The following is a 16,860-nucleotide window of genomic DNA, read 5'->3' on the forward strand; positions in this document are numbered from 1 at the left end:
AGTGTTTACGAGAGAACTGGTCAATACATCCCCAAAGACGACAAATTGCCAATGATACCGATGGTTTGGGGTAGCGGTTTTATAACTCAGGTGCAAGAAACATTTAATTTAGATTCAGAGCAAACGTATAGGTATAGTACGTCAGCGCGTTTGGTGGACTGCTTTGGGATGTTTGATTATTTGTTGGGGATGGAGACAAGTCAATGAACCAAAGCAAAAAGAAACGCAAGTCTCTGAGTTTGCGGCTTCAGCCTTATGAGGGTGATGTTTTAGCGGAGGTTGTCGATTACTTGAACTCGTTGCCCAAGGATGAGGCACAGCGTAAGATGGCTGATATCTTGGTGGCTGCTTTCTTGCCAGTGGCGCGATATTCAAGCGGTAATTTTACAAGAGAGCAGATCCGTTTTGCTTGTTGGGAAGCGCAGGACTCGTTGAATAAACACGGTAGTTATATGCGTTTTGCTCTGGGTGTGGAACAACCGCAGTTTGTTCTGTCACAGCCAGCGTTGACTGCACCAGTTGTAGCGGTCAATGCCCCAAGCTACAAGAGTAATGCTTTAGAGTCGCCTGAGCTTGAGGGGGAAGCGGCTGATTCAATCAGACCTGCTTCAATAGTTCAAGGTCAGGCTTCGTCTCAAGAATTAGATGCGATTTTTGGAGGAGATTGAGCGAAGAACTAGCATAAGAATCGCCACAGTTTCCCTTGGGGTGAATTCTGAGGTGGCTTCTGTAGTGCTTGTGTAATGTTTTCAGTAGTATTGGAAGTAAAAAGGGGAGAAATTTTTTTGTGGATTTAATGTTGGGTCTTAGTCATCCGTGAGAGGTTAAAATAAAGCGCATTTTGTCAATCAGTTAAAATACTCAAAATAACCTTATTGAAAATGATAATCGTGCGTGGGGGAGGGGAAAGGAGGCGAGCGACGCTCGCCTCCTTTCCCTTCTATTCGATTATCATTATCAATAAGCTTTTGAGAGTTAAAATTTCAAGGGAAAAGGTATTGTAACGGCAGAATAAATTTATAAGAAGTGGGCAACATTGTTAGGTAAATTCAATTATTAAACGAGTTAATGAAAAGTTTGGTTTACCGCCATGCCCAAGCGACCAAAGCAAAACTCTGACCACGTACACAAACATAATACTCCTACTATAGATAATCAGGTAATTTCTCAGCAATTAGAAGCTTTATTAACTCCAGCTATTTTTGCTCAACACAAATATTATCAGCAGTTAGGATGCCGAGATAGAATTCTGAATTTATCTTTCATGGTAGCAGCAGTATTAACGCTATTGTGGAGACAAGTTCCTGGAGTACAAGAGTTAAATCGCCTTTTGGCAAGAGAAGGTTTCTTATGGTGTCGTGTTACTAAAGTTGCTCAACAGTCCCTATCAGAAAGATTTTTAGTTTTTCCTAATGAATTATTTGAGCGTGTATTTAAAGATTTACTACCTAAGTTACAATTTAATTGGCAACAAAGACTCCGACGACCATTGCCAGATAGTGTTAAATTTGCACTCCGTAATTTTGAACAAATTTGGATTGCTGATGGGTCAACCCTAGAAGCGTTATTTCGGAAGCTAAAAAGCTTGGAGGACTTGAAGACAGGACAGTTAGCTGGGAAAATCTGTACAGTTATTGATTTGGTTACTCGTTTACCTGTCGAAGTTTGGTTTCACACTAATCCAGCAGCATCGGACACTAATTTTGAAGCGGCATTATTAAATTTACTGCCTGCTAAAACTCTGATTTTACTTGACAGAGGTTTTTATCATTTCCACTTTTTACAACAAATCATTAACCAAGAAGTTCATTTTATTACTCGTTTAAAAGCCAAAGCATCTATTAAGTACTTAAAAATTTTCAGTTATGACCATTCAGTTAAAGACCGATTGATTCAACTTGGTACTGTTCGTCGTGGCGCACCAGTGCTTACTTTACGTTTAATAGAAATTAAGGTTGGTAAAACTAGCTATTCTTATATGACTTCTGTCCTCAACCCACAAATCTTACCTCCTTACGTTGTCGCAGATTTATATCGCCGAAGATGGAGAGTTGAAGAAGCTTTTTACGTGGTCAAGCGTTTATTGGGACTGTCGTATTTATGGACTGGTTCTATTAATGGTGTGAAGTTACAAGTGTGGGCAACTTGGCTCTTTTATGCAGTATTGGTTGACTTGGGAGATGCGGTTGCAGACGAATTATCTCTGCCATTTGACCGCATTTCTTTAGAGATGATTTTTCGTGGTTTATATCATTTTAGTGTCGCCTATGACAAAGGTAAGGCGGATGACCCAATTAAGTACTTCGCTGCCAAAGAAAATCAAGATTTAGGAGTAGTTAAAGCCCTGCGAAAACCAGTCTCCAAGCTGGATTTATCGCCTTTTCCCGCACCCTCTTGACAAAAGTGCAATCACTCTAACCTCTCACTGATGCTACATTGAGTCTAGTTTGAAGATAAGTGAAATACCTGAATTTGTTAAATTATTATCAGAAAAAATTCACAAAGCACATTATGTTGATAAAGAATTAAAAAAATTATCTAAAAGTTTAGATAAAGGTGAATTAGAGTCTCGTACAACAATTATTAATATAAATATATTTATCAATGAATCCAAGTCAACTTCTCATGAAATTAAGGAAATTTTGTCCGGTAAAGTTGATTATACAAAACTCCAAGAAGCCCTTGGAACTGCGAATTATTGATTGTGAAGTTAAACTAGAGGTAAATTGTGATGAGTAACGATCCTAATAAATCATCAGGCAAGTCATATAGTACAGGCAATTTTACTAATGTACCAGGAATTGTAAATATAGGTGAGGGCATAACAAATACCTTGAGAGATATAAGAACTACCATTGATAAATTACCTAAAGATGAGTCTGAAGACTCAGAAATCAAAAAAGCATTAAATGAATTAGAAGAAGCTATTGTGAGTGACCCTAACTTGCCAGTAAAACGAAAAGAAGAAGCACTACAAAAATTAAAAGATTTGGCAGCAGCAGCAAATAATCCCAATCCAAAGGCTGAAGAATCAAGAAAAGATGCTAACTACACTATTACGCTCTTGAAATCCATGACTGACGCATTGGGTAATGCTACACAATTCGCTGAGATTTTTAATAAAGTATTACCTGCAATTAAACTTTGGTTTGGATTACCTTAATCCTTATCAACACTATCATTGATAGTGAAGGCGATCACACTCTTACCAAGAGTATCAAAAAAGTGATCGCCCCCATCTAAAAACCTACCCCACACATCCACAGCCCCCAAAGCCAAAAGAGCCGATCGCTGGGCTGCTGTTAAGCAGTCACGCCCCTGATGTTCATCCCTTCATAAAGGCGATCGCTTCTCAATATTTTTGTACATTAGACTTGTCGCTAAATAAGAGCAAAAAATGATGAAATAGAATTCTCGATATCACTCATCAATTTATGCAGCCATCAAGTAGAAATTCCACAGACCCGCAGCAGTCAACATGAAGCGATCATCTAAATCACGAATGTGATTTCTATATACTGCTGTAGCAACTTTGTATCTCTTAATACCTGATATTGTGTGTTCACATTTAACGCGAGCGCTACTTTTTTCTCGATTGGATTGTTTTTGTTCTTCAGTTAGTTGTTTGCCTCTGGGCTTTTTGTCTGGAATGCGGATGTTGACAAATTCTTTTTGTAATCCCTGAAACCCCAAATCCACATGAATCGGAACTTCATCTGGAACAAAATCTACCAATTTTTCCTCATCTAACTGTCTTTTATCATGAACCTTACCTTCCCTTGCAATTGACTTGCACTAGTACCCGTTTAGCTTGGTCTGTCATTACGAGGTGTTTGCGAGTATGGCGCTTTTTTTTACCCGAGTAATGACTTTTCTGCTTCTCTTCGTCTTTGGGGCGTTGAATCGGGCGTTCCGTCCCATCAATCATGACTTCTTGAGCATACGGGAAACGAGCAATAAACTCCTCTATACTCTCCAACTTACGTTCTGGTAATACCATTTTCTTTCCCAGGACAGTCTTGAGCAATGGTTGTAGTCTTAACATCCAACGGTGTGCCCGACTGCGATGTAGGTCAAACAGTACTCCCGCCACATCAAAGGTGGGGTAGCACTTGAAGTAGAACAATATGAAAAATAGCTTGTCTTCTACTCGCTGCAATCGAGGCTTTCTACCCCCACCCACAGACCGTTTCCGAGGCTTTTGGCTGTTGGCGTAGGCGTAGCCCGCCGCAGGCATCGCTTCAACGTTGAGTACAATTTCAAGGGCAACTGACAACTCATCAAATGCTTTACGATTCAGTCCACTAAATGCTCTAAGCAGACGATCTTCCTTGAGCACCCGATTGATGTCTAGCATTTTCCTGTCTCATCCCAACGGCTAATCGCTGATTTTACCTTATTAAGCGACAGATCTAGTGTGTAAGGCTAAAAGGGTGCGATCGCTCAGTTCTTCTAAAGAAAAGTTATCTCCAGCATTCTCGTCAAATTCCACTTGAGTTTTGGCAGCTTGAAATTTATCCCAGCCTTTTAGGGTAAGGATTACACCCCGTCTACGTTTGCTTGGTTGTTTCATCAACGTCACCTAAAACCGAGTAGATGCATCTCTATCGAGAAAATTATCACAGTCCTATAGAAATAGTTGTTCCGCAACTATTCAAGCTTGGCAAATTAAATAAAATGTAAAAGTTGACTAGCTTGGCAAGAAGACGGCAAATATCTAAACCTGATTGTGGAAATTTTGTCAAGTTCAACGGCAGCAGTCGATAAAAGTTTAAAAAAACAAGTTTATCAAGATACCTTCCGTACACCAGATTATTTCTGCTTTCATCCTGTAACAATGGAATTTCAAGGGTTTCATTTAGTTGATGGTAAGTATCAAGAAATTCAACCTACCACTGATGGACATTTGTGGAGCCAGCAGTTAAAACTTTATTTGGGGGTTTATGAAGGTAAATTAAGATTCTTCACTGCTGGAAATGAATTGATATTATCATCAGAACAAATAGCTGAACAAGAAAGTTTACGCGCCCAACAGGCAGAGCAAGAAATTACTCGACTGCGCGAGGTTTTACGTAAACAGGGCATCGACTTAGAGAAGATTTAATTACATTAGGAAATTAATTAAGTCCATTTTCAAGTTAAGATTTAGTTATTGGTGTGTAAAAAAAGCATTATCTTCTGAAAGTAGGGCATCGTTTGCAAGCAAAAGACATTAAGGATAAGCTAAAGTCCCTTACCCTGCAAGCCTCCTCGATAGATCCCAATTTAGCGAGAAGATTAGATGAAATCAATCGTTGGGTAAAAAATATTAAGCCAGGTTCTCTGACTGCAAAACCTTTTGTCCTTGCATTTCTCCTAGAGGTGATTACGGATTCTACAATTTGGCTGATCGTCAAATCCCTACCTTCAGAAGAACAAAAAGCAAAATTTGAACAAATGACACCGATTGAAAGATATTGGTATGGTTATCTCTTTCCTAGATGGATTAATGCAAGTGACTCCAAATTTTATATTTGGAAACAAAAATTGATGGCAGGTGAATTTAATCAGGTAGATGATGATATCATTAAGTCAATAGCTCAAGATGTTGTTAATCGAGAAGGTAGTTTTTGGCAGCGTTATATCGCCGACCTATCGATGGCAACAGACCTAATTGTTAGTAGTCGTAACAATCAACCACTTTGTATTCAAGTTACCAGTGTTTCTGAAGAACTTAATCACCAAAAGTACCAAGCTTGGCAAAATACACTGCGATCGTGGGAAATAGAGAGAGGATTGTTCTTGAGTTACAATCCCAAGGATAGTAATTTTGTCAACCAGTTAGTTAACGTGGCCCTGTATAACAGTGATTACCTTTCTGGTGGCAAATATTTAAAATTTTCGTGAATTTTCAGGAATTTCATATTCCAGATTTGTTTCTAGCCTACATACTTACGTGCTAATTACAGCTTTATATGGCTAATAAAAGAGAAACTCCCTGCAACAATCAAGTAGATATATTTGCTGAAGCTTTAGCAACAGCGCGACAAATGCAGCAGAACTGGCTAACTTATGGGGTTGATTTTGTCAATATTTACGTTGAAGATGTGGAGGGAGACTGGCTAGAAACCTGGGGACATGACGAAATATTAGGTAATTTTCAATTAGATACTATTAAGGAATTTTTGGTAAGTAATGATAGTGTAGCTGTGAAAGTAAGACAGCATTTAGGAGAGCGATCGCTGTTTGATTTCGCAGTAAAATTAGAAGAATCTTGGAGAATTTCCCAAACCAATGACAGGTTATCTGCTGTTAGAAATCTGTTAGCTGATGAAGAAAATAGTATTAATACAGATGATCTCAGGTTATTGGATTTAGCAAGTACTCTGCTGGTAAAATTGGCAGAGATTTTGTGAAATTTGAAATTACAGCAGATTGCTTTGGATGCAATACATTTTGACCTCACTTTTATTCCTCTCTCCCAAAAGGAGTCAGGGTTTGAGGCTTGCTCCCCAACGCTCGCTCTTAATAGGCTGGGGGTTAAGTCTGTATTTCACACAATTGAGAACCGCTATATGTTCTACTGTATAACGTCAGTTTGCAGCAACTAAAATCAAATAGTATTACTTATTTTCCAAAACGCTCCATTGCTGTTTGTACTTTCTCAACTTGTCTGGGTGCTTGCATTTCGTTAAAGAGTGCGATCGCTTGCATAAAATTTTCTCTGCTCTTGTCAATTTCACCCATTTGTTGATGAGTCAATGCAAATTGATAGTAAGCCTCTGCTAAATTAGATTTCGCACCTATTTTATACAGAATTTCTACCGCTTCGGCATGATAAAAAACCGCCTTAGTAAATTCTCCTTCTTCTCTATATAACCCAGCTAAACAACTTATAGCTTTAGCCTTAAGCTGAGTAAAGTTATTTTCTTCGGAAGTAGATATAGCTTTTTGGCAGAAATCAAAAGATTTTTTAATATCACCTAAGTTTTTGTAAGTTAAACATAGAGTTATTAAGCTATGCACAACTCCCCAAAAAGTCACTCTAGTGGATGAAGATATTGCAGAGAAGCCATCTTCAGCAATATAAACAGCATCTTCTCTAACGTTAGAAGATGATTTAACAAAAGCTAGGCAACACTGAGCATATGCCATGTAATCGTCAAGATTGCTATCTTGTTTAGCCAAGTTACAAACCGACTTAAAACAATCTTCGGCTGCTTCCATCTCCAATAAATCAAGCTTGCAAAGCCCTGTATTGAAAACTACAGAAATTTTTATTACCTTGACATCTAAATTGTCTAATATTTCTTCTGACTTTTTATAGCAAGCTATAGCTTCTCGAATGCAACCGATAATTCGATATGTATAACCTAGTATATTGTAAAGTTTAATTAGTCTTTCTGGTGATTCTATATAGTCTATTATCCGACTAATTACAGAAAAATTTTTTTGGAGCAGTCCCAATTGGTAAAACGAGGAACCTAAAGGTAAACCTGTACCCCACTTTTTACCTCTTCCTTGCACAATTACATCACAAGCTAGCTCAAAATCACTAATTTCTACATAGTGATAATAAGCTTCTAAAGCGGTTAATGCATCTGTAATATTCTTGATGACTGTAACTCGTTGCGTCCAACCTTCTGCGGCTTTTCGATTTACTAATTCCCATTCTTCACTGACTAACCTTAATCTACTAATCGCTTCATCCTGAATTACCGGATGCAGCCAGTATTGTCCTTTTTTCGCTTCTATTAAAGACAAATCTTGCAAAGCTTTAATTACACGTCGGCGTTGTTGTTCTGGAACATCCCAAAGCAAACATAAAACTCCCTCAATAGGTACTGAAGGAATATCTTGATAGCGATAGCATCCTAAACGACACAGAAGGCGATAGGCTTCTAAGTCATTTTTTTCAAGACGCGTAAATTGACTGGCGACTAAATCTTTTAACTCTCTTTCTATTAATAAATATTTACAGTTTTCCTGCCAATAGGCGTGTATGTCACCATAAAAATCTGTTAATATTGCTCCTCGGAGAATTTGCATTGCTTTGGCGTTACCTCCATAAGCTCTGCACATTTCACTGAGAATAGTACAATCACAATTGATATGGCATCTGCGGAAAAACTCTCGCCATGCTTCATCATCTAAACCTTCGAGTGGGTAGAGATTTATCTCTACGCTAGACTCCCGCAAACGCTCACGACTTGTCACTAAAGTAACTGAATGCACATCGGGATCTGCTAATACTCTCAATAGCTCAACATAAGGGCGAAGATATTCTAGGAATTTGCCATTTTGATCGAGAGCAGTTTCTAGATTATCGATAAACACCCCAATTTTAGTAGTTTGTTCTCGCAGTTTGCGCCGGAGTCGTTCTAAGCTGATACCAAAGTCACATCCCGGTTCTTCGTTAAAGTATCGCCGCAGCCATTCCTCAACTACACTCTCCACAGGGGTGATGTTTTGGATTTCTGTGGTGGCCATCCACAGTTCCAGAACAAAATTAAATCTTTGACTTTTAAAATATTTGCGTGCTAAGGTTGTTTTGCCAACACCACCTTCACCCTGGATGAGGATAACTTTTGCTCCTCCACTAACAAGGGTGTGGAGTTCGGATATTTGGCGATCGCGCCCCACGAAGTTAGAATCTAAATCTTGAGGTTTAGCGTCATTCGCCACTAAATTTGGAATTTCCGGGATTTTTTGCGATTGTTGAGTTGTTCTAAACCTCTGAACCACTCCTTGGAAGGTTGATTTTGAGACTTTCTCTCCTAGCACTTTTGACAGCAAATGCCAAAGTTCTGCACCAACTGCTTTTAAATGCGCTTCTGTATAACCACGGCTGTTGGCAATATCTTGGTAAGTCCGCTTTTCATCCTCCCACAAATGACGCAAGATAATCCTTTGAGTTTTATCTAGGTGTTCTCCCGTCTTAAGAAAAACCAAGTTATCTACAAACTCTAAGGCTTCTTCTACACCCATTTGCTAGCTTGATGTATCATTTGCAATTTATTATAACCATATTTTTACTACTTCTTCCTACTTTGCATATTACAAAAATACTTTTTCCTACTCGGTAGTATATTTACTTTATCCTACTGCAAACCATTTTGGACTGTATTATTCTTGTAATTAATACAGGCGAAGTTAAGTTAAGCGCCAATAAAAGGTGGTTGAGGAGAGATTTTACCAGCGTTACTACTGCAAGCTTAGTAAACCACAGATATTACTTGTTACTGTCCCATATTAATGACCAAAGAGGCAAGGGAGCAGGGAGCTAGAAGCAAGGGGGAGGATTTAAGATTCCCCCTGCAAAATGGAGAGGGTTTCTGAACAACTAAATTTATTTATCGGGTTCTCTCCCCTGCTCCCTACCCCTTTTCCTTTTTTGTTGACTCATGAAAGTGGTGTCTACTAAACAGGCAGTAGGTATTAACTAACTAGATTCTGTAGAGCATATTTACAGCTAAGTATGTAAGCCTTTACCCTACAGGAGGTTCAATGATGTTAGACAAAGCTTGTCATCATGATTGCAATCAAAATCAGTGCCCCTTTGCCCAAGATGCACGTAATCCCAATAGATATGTTTGCCTCAAATGTGGTGTTGAGCGAGAAATAAATAATTATTCCTCTGGTTTCGGCTCATTTTTGCTGCTGTTGTTAAGCTTGTTTATTTCGTTTCAACTATTAGTTACCTACGAAAGGCGAAACGATCTACAAAGGCAACAACAGTCTTTGAATAACTCACCCAATCAGACAAATATTCACAACGTGTAAAACTAATCTTCAGACTGGGCAAGATTTCCCATAATCTCCTTTTTTAAAAGGTAAATGGGAAATCAAAAAGAATATGCACTGCTAAAAAGCTAGTTATTTTCGTGAGTAAAATTATGGAAAAAAATCAAGATACGCTTTTATTTCGCTTTGCTTCTAAATCTTTGAAATATTTTTTACTGGTGCTGTTTGGCATTGCGATCGCCTACGTTCTATCCATTGGTTTAGGCATCTTACACATCATACCCATACTGGTGTACCTTTTACAACAGCTTTTGCTTCCACTGGGAATCATCTTGTTGTGTTTAATTACAACAGTAGTCATTATTGAATCGCTGCGTTAACAATCTTGGGAGTAGGGAGTTATTTAATTTTGGATTTTAGATTTTAGATTAACCCCCTATCTTCATGTAATCGCTTTGGGAAAGGAATTTGGAATTTGAGATTTCTCCTTCAATCCAAAATCCAAGTTGCGCTGGAAGCGCACCAAAGCTGCGACTCAAAATCTAAAATTAAATGGCTTCTAACTTATTTACTTACCGTAGTAAACCCTGGCATTCCGGTATCCTATATTTCGCAGATATTTATTCCATTCCTCTGCTGGGAATCGATCAGAGAACGGCCCTACGGCTACGTGTGGCCCTCTTGGTTGCGTCCTTTCGAGGACTGCGCCAGATTGTCCTAAATCTTGACCAAATCGGCCCAGATTCTGCCTAACTTCTGATGCGATCGCAGATAATTGGTCTAGAGTGGTCGGAATGATGACATAATACCTAGAAACTGGCCTAGTAGCACTTATATTATTGCGATCGCCTACAAAGCCTCTATTACCTACATCTATCTCTTGTCCGTTAGCAAAGCTGATAATGCGGGTGCTATATATGCCTCGTGACTGTAGCTCATTTACCCGTTGTTGGGCGTTAGATACCCTGTTAAAAACACCTGACTGAATTACACTCCGTCCTTGGTACTGGCGAATGTAAGCACTGGGTTCAATTTGACGGATTGCTTGTAGCGTCTGGAAATCACTACTATCTACGTAAACTAAGTAGCGCTCAAAGTTCTGGTTATATTGACTAAACTGTGAAGGTTGAGAAGGCTGAAAGTTCGGCTCAAATTGATTGTTTTGTAATGGTTGAGAGGGCTGCAAATTCGGCTCAAACTGATTGTTTTGTAATGGTTGGGAGGGCTGAAAATCCTGCTCAAATTGACTTTCGTCCACTGGTTGTAACTGCGGTGATGGCTGTTGACTAAAAGGAATTATTGGTGGTGGCGGTAAAGTTTCACCTGCTTGTTGAGCCAATAGCACCTTGCTGTTGTAAATTTGTGCTTGTGCTGGAGTAGATTTGGGAATCAGCACGAACCATCCTCCCATTAATAAAGACAAAAGTCTGATAGTAGGCTTCCAACCCTCAGAACTTCGGCGCAGCGTCTCAATTGGGATAAATTGACTTGGTATTCCTCTCGACATAGTAGTTAGAAAGTAGTCAAAGTATTTTTAGGCAATTTCCATCAAGAACTAATTAGTTCACCGTTGTAGCAACTACTATATAGCGTTAACGTGAAGTTAGCTCATCTACATGGCAAAAAATACATCTGCAACTATTCTTATATGAATGTATTCCCATGCAGAACATGGGAACGAGGAAAATATTAACTACAATTTGGTGTCAGTAAGCTTTCAAACACAAAGTCTGCCAATTTTGTACCAGACACATAAGCTGTATCTGCATCCCATATGAACACCAAAATAAACACGACTGCGCCCATTCTCTAAAGCTGCGGAAGAAAAGCTATTAAATTTTTGGAATATCTGACACAAAAAGACGCGCAACCTTTCCTAGAGAATGCCTACCCAGTTATGCCCAGTAATGACGGAGTTAAGAGCAATTTATATTTGCTTGCTCAAAAACCGAAATGCTTTAGTAGCAAGGCTTTGAAAGAGTGTGTGCTACAATTGGACAACCACGCAGCTATCGTGTCGTGCTTTGTATGAAAAAAGTCGTCGTTGGTCTTTCTGGTGGCGTTGACAGTTCCACCGCCGCAGCTATCCTGCACCATCAGGGCTATGAAGTGATTGGTTTGACTCTTTGGCTAATGAAAGGCAAAGGTCAATGTTGCTCTGAAGGTATGATCGACGCGGCTGATCTCTGTGAACAACTGGGCGTTCCCCATGAGGTTGTGGATATTCGAGATGTCTTTCAGACGCATATTGTCGATTACCTGGTGACTGGTTACAGTGCTGGGATCACACCTTTGCCTTGCTCTCAGTGTAATAAAACGGTGAAGTTTGGGCCAATGGTGCAGTATGCCCATGAACAATTGGGGTGCGATCGCATTGCTACTGGTCATTATGCCCGCATTAGCTATGACGAAGCAACTGGACGTTACCAATTATTAAGGGCTGTTGACCGCAACAAAGATCAATCATACTTCCTCTATGATTTGTCTCAAGATTTACTTGCAGCAACTATATTTCCTCTGGGCGAACTAGAAAAAACTGACACGCGCCGCATTGCAACTGAATACGGACTGAAAACTGCTGATAAGCCAGAAAGTCAAGACTTATGTTTAGTGGAAAGTAACGGTTCCATGCGGGCATTTCTCGATAAATATTTAGCTCCCAAAACAGGCGATATTGTAGATGTATCAGGCAAAGTTTTGGGACAACATGATGGTGTCCATCACTACACCATTGGCCAGCGTAAAGGCTTAGGGATTGCTGCTGCTGAACCTCTGTATGTGATTGAATTAGATGCAGAAAATAATAAAGTAATAGTAGGCGATCGCACTAAGGTAACTCAGCCAGAATGCACAGTAAATCGGGTAAACTGGGTTTCCATTGCTGAACCATCCACCCCAATTCATGCCCAAGTGCAAATTCGCTATCGTTCAACGCCTACACCAGTGACGGTGATTCCGTTGGAAAACTCCCGTGTGCGTTTGGTCTTTTATGAACCTCAATTCAGCATCACCCCCGGACAAGCGGCGGTGTGGTACGACGGCGAGAAAGTGTTAGGTGGCGGAATAATTGAACAATTTAGTTGAATCTTACCCTGCTTTTGCGCCCCTCCACAAGTGAGGAGGGGTATTTTTATTTATCACATTTTTGTAAAAAAGTTTGATAATGTTGTTGCAATGCAATTGAATTAGGTTTAAATCTGTCTTTATCAGGAAGTAGTAATTTTTTTCCGCCGAGTCCTTCATAATCAGTCCCACATAAAGTAGGAGAAATTACTACCTCATAGCTTTTTGGATGAATAGATAGTAAGTGTTGATCAAAAAGTATGTGTATATCTACCCGAAGTAAAATGCCATTAGAGGGATGATTTGTTTCACTGCCAAGATAGGGAATAATATGAGCGGCTTGTAATACTTTATCTGGGCCAAAGCCTGTAATAGCACACTTTCTTTGATAGGCTTTTAGTAGCTCACGCAGAAACCTTGATTGCCCTTTGCGTTGAACAACTCTGGATACAACCCGCTTTCTATCATCTGTAATATTCTGCGGATTAAATTTATCTTCAAGTATATGAAGTAATTCTCTCGAAAGCTCATCTTTAGGCTCTTCTCCAGCCATCAGATGCATCAATTTCACTAAAATATTATCCGTTTCTTCATGAGCCAAATTATGCTTATTTATATATTTATGATAAGCAGCAACTAACTCGATATAATCGATGTTTTCCCCAGTGATAACATCTGCCTTTATCTTATCAGTTAATTTTGTTGACAAAGGTGGATTTTGTTTATTAATTTCTATTATTTCCTTTATGAGTTGCTCCCAAAATAGAAATAAATTTTTTGATAATTTATCCTTTGGTTTTTCTCCAAAAGAGAGGTTTAGAAGTCTATATAGTATATCTCTTTTCTGCTTAAAGCTTAATGTATTCTGCTTGGTATATTCTACAAAAACAATAGTGATTCTTTCCCAACACTTAATTTCCCTTTCGGGAAAAACATCACGTGTGAAATTCATTACCCAATCTTCAAAACTATATTTTAACAAAAAACCCAGAAATGAGTAAAATTTTTTAATTCGAGTAATTTGTTCGGAAGTAAGTTGGCTTGTTAATTCTCGGCGAATTATAAGGTTATCAAAAGATACAGTTTTCGTTGTAAATTTGCCTGTCTTAAGGTTTAAGACTTTTGTTTTTCTATTAAGTTTTTGATTATTTGACATTTTTTAATCTTACTATTCCCATTTATTATCTCCTAAATCTTCATCCAATATTGCTTCGATATCTTGTCCGCCATAAATGACTCTCAGAATCTCTACACCTGAATCCGAAGTAAGATAAAAAACAAGATACTTTTTAAATCCTTTTATTGCTTGCTGTCGAATACCAGCTAAATTGGGATGAGAGAATTGACAAGATTTTCCCATTCGTGGCATTTTACCTAGTTGTTTGAAAGTTGTTTCTGCTGCTGCAAGAAACCGATCTGAAGCTTCCAAGTTATCTTCTGCAATATAAGTCGCTAATTCTATCAAATCGCGGATGACTTGCGGTCGTTTGCTTACGTCGCTCATTAACCTTCGTTTGACTCTTTATTCTTGGCAATTCTTCCGCGCACAGCTTGGCGAATGTCTTCCCAATCGTCAGGAGTCATCTCAGTTGCATTTCCAGAATTTAGACCTTCTAAAAGCATCGCTTCCAAACGTTCAGCCGCTTGACGCTTTTGATCTTGGCGTACTAACTCGCGGAAATATTCACTGACACTACTATAGCCACCAGTCGCCACTTTCTCTTCTATATAAGTCCGCATCGCGTCAGGGAGAGATATATTTATACTTTTCACTGGCATTACTTCCCTAATTTTTGCTTCATAATATTATTTTATGGCAATTTATGCCATTTATTGCCATAGCAGGAGTAATTAGCAAAAGCAATACCTGCGTGGGCTACATATACTTACTTTTTATCAAAAACTACTTCTATCTAATGCTTCTTCAAACTCTTTCAAAGCTTGTACGGTTCCTACTTGCCAAGCTCGTTCAACTGTAGCGGCAACGATTTGAGTTAGAGGGATATTTGGAAAGTTAGGACTGTGATCAGATTCGATGTAATGTCCATCCTTGAGTAAATAAATCCTCAGCTTTTTACTATCGTAAATCCATAGTTCTGGAACTGCGATCGCAACGTATGCATCAAGAGTTGTTTTTGATGTCACATCTGTTTCAATTGCCAAATCAGGAGGCGGATCATCGGGTTCGAGTTTGCGACGACCGATCATTCTTTGGTAATTCTGGATGTAGAAACAAGCATCTGGTTCTACCCCCGCCGTATTTTCCCGCTTGAAGGTGGTTGAACCGAAGGGTTCATAACTTTTTCCGGCGATCTTCAGCAAGATTTTTACAATATCCGAAATTAAGTCCTTTGATTTTTCGTGTTCGGGTAGAGGAACCATAATTTCTAACGTAGACTTGCTGTAAGCAACTCGTAGCGAGCGCTTTTCCCCCAGTTCTTGCAAAATAGACTCAAATTCCTCCCAACTGATATCCTGGATATTCACTGTACTACCAGGTGTTAGCCGCATTTGACTAACAGGTTTAACAATGGGGGATACAGCAGTCATAAGCATTTTCCTTATAAAGGAACTATTGTGAAACTTGAGGCTGGATTAGCTTTAGCGTAACCTAATCAGATCGCTTACAGGCTAGTTGCAAAAATTTTCCTCCATCTCTAAACTCTTTTTTTTCTCTACGTACCAGCATTTGATAAGTTAGTACATAATCTGAAACAATAACAGTTAATACAACGAGGGGATTACGTTGAGTCAAAATCCAGATGCTATAGCTCCTCATGGTGGACAGTTGGTTAACCGTATAGCCACACCAGAACAAAGAGCAGAGTTTCTCTCAAAAGCTGACTTTTTGCCGCGAGTGCAACTAGACGATCGCGCCGTTTCTGATCTAGAAATGATTGCGATCGGTGCTTTTAGTCCACTCACGGGTTTTATGAACCAGCAAGACTACGATCGCACTGTTACAGAAATGCGACTAGCTAACGGTCTTGTGTGGTCAATACCGATTACACTATCGGTAAGCGAGGAAGTAGCTTCCCCCTTAAAAGAAGGCGGCTTCATCCGTCTGGATAACTCCAGAGGTGAATTTATTGGGGTTTTGCAACTCACGCAAAAATATCACTACGACAAAACCCGCGAAGCCATTAATGTCTACCGCACTGATGATGTCAAACATCCAGGCGTACAAGTACTCTATAACCAAGGTACTGTACATCTGGCGGGTGATATTTGGCTATTGCAGCGCGAACCTCATCCCCAGTTTCCCACTTATCAAATCGATCCAGCTGCCTCACGGCAACTATTCAAAGACAAGGGTTGGAAAACCATCGTTGGCTTTCAAACTCGCAACCCCATTCACCGCGCCCATGAATATATTCAAAAGTGCGCTTTAGAAACTGTTGATGGTCTATTTTTGCACCCATTAGTGGGGGCGACAAAAGAAGATGATATTGCCGCCGATGTGCGGATGCGCTGCTATGAAATTTTGCTAGAACACTACTACCCCTTAGAACGGGTAACTTTGGCAATAAATCCAGCAGCAATGCGCTATGCTGGGCCTCGTGAAGCAATATTCCACGCTTTAGTCCGCAAAAACTACGGTTGTACTCACTTTATCGTCGGACGGGATCACGCTGGCGTTGGTGACTATTACGGTACTTACGATGCTCAATACATCTTTGATGAATTTGCCCCAAGTGAATTAGGCATTGTGCCGATGAAATTTGAACACGCTTTCTACTGCACGCGCACTAAGCAGATGGCAACATCTAAAACTAGTCCCAGCAGGCCGGAGGAACGCATTCATTTATCGGGGACAAAAGTCCGAGAAATGCTGCGACGTGGTGAGTTACCTCCACCAGAATTTTCTCGTCCTGAAGTAGCGGCAGAGTTGGCGCGGGCAATGCGGATAGAAGTACCTGTTTAGGGCATGGGGTATGGGGCATGAGGCATTAGTTATGGTTTCTCACTCTGCTACCTCATCTTCCTTATCTCTAGATTTTGAACAACAAGCAAACAGTATCGACTGTAACTTTACAATACAGAGTTCAGCCCTGTAAGCTGCTAACTGATAGC

General features: G+C 39.6%; 18 protein-coding genes and 3 pseudogenes. 12 read left to right on the plus strand and 9 right to left on the minus strand.

Features of this window, described 5'->3' with window-relative positions; genetic code table 11:
- The 5 genes and pseudogenes from H6G26_RS42100 to H6G26_RS23625 all read left to right on the plus strand — a co-directional run.
- A pseudogene (locus H6G26_RS42100) lies at positions 1-207 on the plus strand (hypothetical protein); the annotation flags it as partial.
- Positions 204-668, plus strand: a complete 465-nt coding sequence (locus tag H6G26_RS23610; RefSeq protein ID WP_190731712.1) for a hypothetical protein — start codon at positions 204-206, stop codon at positions 666-668. The pseudogene H6G26_RS42100 and the gene H6G26_RS23610, both read left to right, overlap by 4 nt.
- A 422-nt stretch (positions 669-1,090) precedes the next feature.
- Positions 1,091-2,386 (plus strand): annotated as a pseudogene (locus H6G26_RS23615) (IS4 family transposase); the annotation flags it as partial.
- 61 nt (positions 2,387-2,447) lie between these two features.
- The gene (locus H6G26_RS23620) at positions 2,448-2,702 is read left to right on the plus strand and encodes a hypothetical protein (protein ID WP_190731716.1); all 255 of its coding nucleotides are present in this window, start codon (positions 2,448-2,450) and stop codon (positions 2,700-2,702) included.
- Between the two features lie 29 nt (positions 2,703-2,731).
- Positions 2,732-3,163, plus strand: a complete 432-nt coding sequence (locus H6G26_RS23625) for a hypothetical protein (RefSeq protein WP_190731718.1) — start codon at positions 2,732-2,734, stop codon at positions 3,161-3,163.
- 269 nt (positions 3,164-3,432) lie between these two features.
- Here the strand turns inward: H6G26_RS23625 and H6G26_RS43865 are convergent, their stop codons facing one another.
- Genes H6G26_RS43865 through H6G26_RS23635 form a run of 3 tightly spaced genes read right to left on the minus strand, consistent with a single transcriptional unit; the run spans position 3,433 to position 4,573 of the window.
- Positions 3,433-3,735, minus strand: coding sequence for a transposase family protein (locus H6G26_RS43865; RefSeq protein WP_277883916.1), 303 nt, complete (start codon positions 3,733-3,735; stop codon positions 3,433-3,435).
- A 34-nt stretch (positions 3,736-3,769) separates the two neighbouring features.
- Positions 3,770-4,357 (minus strand): transposase, encoded by a 588-nt coding sequence (locus H6G26_RS43870; RefSeq protein WP_277883917.1) that lies wholly within the window; start codon positions 4,355-4,357, stop codon positions 3,770-3,772.
- Positions 4,358-4,399: 42 nt separating this feature from the next.
- Positions 4,400-4,573 carry a hypothetical protein gene (locus H6G26_RS23635; RefSeq protein ID WP_190731802.1) on the minus strand — a complete coding sequence of 58 codons (174 nt, stop codon included), beginning with the start codon at positions 4,571-4,573 and terminating at the stop codon, positions 4,400-4,402.
- Positions 4,574-4,708: 135 nt separating this feature from the next.
- On the opposite strand from H6G26_RS23635, the pseudogene H6G26_RS23640 reads away from it, so the two are divergent.
- The 3 genes and pseudogenes from H6G26_RS23640 to H6G26_RS23650 all read left to right on the plus strand — a co-directional run.
- A pseudogene (locus H6G26_RS23640) lies at positions 4,709-5,104 on the plus strand (Uma2 family endonuclease); the annotation flags it as partial.
- A gap of 92 nt (positions 5,105-5,196) precedes the next feature.
- Positions 5,197-5,886 (plus strand): hypothetical protein, encoded by a 690-nt coding sequence (locus H6G26_RS23645; protein ID WP_190731720.1) that lies wholly within the window; start codon positions 5,197-5,199, stop codon positions 5,884-5,886.
- 68 nt (positions 5,887-5,954) lie between these two features.
- Positions 5,955-6,395 (plus strand): hypothetical protein, encoded by a 441-nt coding sequence (locus H6G26_RS23650; protein WP_190731722.1) that lies wholly within the window; start codon positions 5,955-5,957, stop codon positions 6,393-6,395.
- Positions 6,396-6,606: 211 nt separating this feature from the next.
- Here the strand turns inward: H6G26_RS23650 and H6G26_RS23655 are convergent, their stop codons facing one another.
- The gene (locus H6G26_RS23655) at positions 6,607-8,967 is read right to left on the minus strand and encodes a tetratricopeptide repeat protein (RefSeq protein ID WP_190731724.1); all 2,361 of its coding nucleotides are present in this window, start codon (positions 8,965-8,967) and stop codon (positions 6,607-6,609) included.
- A gap of 519 nt (positions 8,968-9,486) precedes the next feature.
- Here H6G26_RS23655 and H6G26_RS23660 point away from each other — a divergent pair.
- Positions 9,487-9,762, plus strand: a complete 276-nt coding sequence (locus tag H6G26_RS23660; RefSeq protein WP_190731726.1) for a hypothetical protein — start codon at positions 9,487-9,489, stop codon at positions 9,760-9,762.
- A gap of 113 nt (positions 9,763-9,875) precedes the next feature.
- Complete coding sequence (locus H6G26_RS23665; RefSeq protein WP_190731728.1) at positions 9,876-10,103, plus strand: hypothetical protein; 228 nt, start codon at positions 9,876-9,878, stop codon at positions 10,101-10,103.
- A 188-nt stretch (positions 10,104-10,291) separates the two neighbouring features.
- Here the strand turns inward: H6G26_RS23665 and H6G26_RS23670 are convergent, their stop codons facing one another.
- The gene (locus tag H6G26_RS23670) at positions 10,292-11,230 is read right to left on the minus strand and encodes a hypothetical protein (RefSeq protein WP_242053841.1); all 939 of its coding nucleotides are present in this window, start codon (positions 11,228-11,230) and stop codon (positions 10,292-10,294) included.
- 521 nt (positions 11,231-11,751) lie between these two features.
- Between H6G26_RS23670 and mnmA the strand changes: the two genes are divergently transcribed.
- Positions 11,752-12,807: a tRNA 2-thiouridine(34) synthase MnmA gene (mnmA, locus tag H6G26_RS23675; protein WP_190731800.1), complete on the plus strand. Its 1,056-nt coding sequence runs from the start codon at positions 11,752-11,754 to the stop codon at positions 12,805-12,807.
- A gap of 46 nt (positions 12,808-12,853) precedes the next feature.
- Here mnmA and H6G26_RS23680 read toward each other — a convergent pair whose 3' ends face one another.
- The 4 genes from H6G26_RS23680 to H6G26_RS23695 form a co-directional block, all read right to left on the minus strand.
- The gene (locus H6G26_RS23680) at positions 12,854-13,942 is read right to left on the minus strand and encodes an HNH endonuclease signature motif containing protein (protein WP_190731730.1); all 1,089 of its coding nucleotides are present in this window, start codon (positions 13,940-13,942) and stop codon (positions 12,854-12,856) included.
- A gap of 12 nt (positions 13,943-13,954) precedes the next feature.
- The gene (locus H6G26_RS23685) at positions 13,955-14,290 is read right to left on the minus strand and encodes a type II toxin-antitoxin system RelE/ParE family toxin (protein WP_190731732.1); all 336 of its coding nucleotides are present in this window, start codon (positions 14,288-14,290) and stop codon (positions 13,955-13,957) included.
- On the minus strand, positions 14,290-14,559 hold the full coding sequence (locus H6G26_RS23690) for a type II toxin-antitoxin system ParD family antitoxin (protein ID WP_190731734.1): 270 nt from the start codon (positions 14,557-14,559) through the stop codon (positions 14,290-14,292). Before H6G26_RS23690 ends, H6G26_RS23685 begins: the two co-directional genes overlap by 1 nt.
- A gap of 123 nt (positions 14,560-14,682) precedes the next feature.
- Positions 14,683-15,336 (minus strand): Uma2 family endonuclease, encoded by a 654-nt coding sequence (locus tag H6G26_RS23695; protein ID WP_190731736.1) that lies wholly within the window; start codon positions 15,334-15,336, stop codon positions 14,683-14,685.
- Positions 15,337-15,532: 196 nt separating this feature from the next.
- On the opposite strand from H6G26_RS23695, the gene sat reads away from it, so the two are divergent.
- Positions 15,533-16,711: a sulfate adenylyltransferase gene (sat, locus tag H6G26_RS23700; RefSeq protein ID WP_190731738.1), complete on the plus strand. Its 1,179-nt coding sequence runs from the start codon at positions 15,533-15,535 to the stop codon at positions 16,709-16,711.
- Positions 16,712-16,860: the final 149 nt, after the last annotated feature.

The organism is Nostoc sp. FACHB-888, assembly GCF_014696655.1.
Taxonomy (GTDB): domain Bacteria; phylum Cyanobacteriota; class Cyanobacteriia; order Cyanobacteriales; family Nostocaceae; genus Nostoc.

Coding starts and splice junctions, on each gene's coding strand:
- H6G26_RS23610 (WP_190731712.1), top strand. CDS start 204: ATGAACCAAAGCAAAAAGAAACGCAAGTCTCTGAGTTTGCGGCTTCAG.
- H6G26_RS23625 (WP_190731718.1), top strand. CDS start 2,732: ATGAGTAACGATCCTAATAAATCATCAGGCAAGTCATATAGTACAGGC.
- H6G26_RS43870 (WP_277883917.1), bottom strand. CDS start 4,357: ATGCTAGACATCAATCGGGTGCTCAAGGAAGATCGTCTGCTTAGAGCA.
- H6G26_RS23635 (WP_190731802.1), bottom strand. CDS start 4,573: ATGAAACAACCAAGCAAACGTAGACGGGGTGTAATCCTTACCCTAAAA.
- H6G26_RS23650 (WP_190731722.1), top strand. CDS start 5,955: ATGGCTAATAAAAGAGAAACTCCCTGCAACAATCAAGTAGATATATTT.
- H6G26_RS23655 (WP_190731724.1), bottom strand. CDS start 8,967: ATGGGTGTAGAAGAAGCCTTAGAGTTTGTAGATAACTTGGTTTTTCTT.
- H6G26_RS23660 (WP_190731726.1), top strand. CDS start 9,487: ATGATGTTAGACAAAGCTTGTCATCATGATTGCAATCAAAATCAGTGC.
- H6G26_RS23665 (WP_190731728.1), top strand. CDS start 9,876: ATGGAAAAAAATCAAGATACGCTTTTATTTCGCTTTGCTTCTAAATCT.
- H6G26_RS23670 (WP_242053841.1), bottom strand. CDS start 11,230: ATGTCGAGAGGAATACCAAGTCAATTTATCCCAATTGAGACGCTGCGC.
- mnmA (WP_190731800.1), top strand. CDS start 11,752: ATGAAAAAAGTCGTCGTTGGTCTTTCTGGTGGCGTTGACAGTTCCACC.
- H6G26_RS23680 (WP_190731730.1), bottom strand. CDS start 13,942: ATGTCAAATAATCAAAAACTTAATAGAAAAACAAAAGTCTTAAACCTT.
- H6G26_RS23685 (WP_190731732.1), bottom strand. CDS start 14,290: ATGAGCGACGTAAGCAAACGACCGCAAGTCATCCGCGATTTGATAGAA.
- H6G26_RS23695 (WP_190731736.1), bottom strand. CDS start 15,336: ATGACTGCTGTATCCCCCATTGTTAAACCTGTTAGTCAAATGCGGCTA.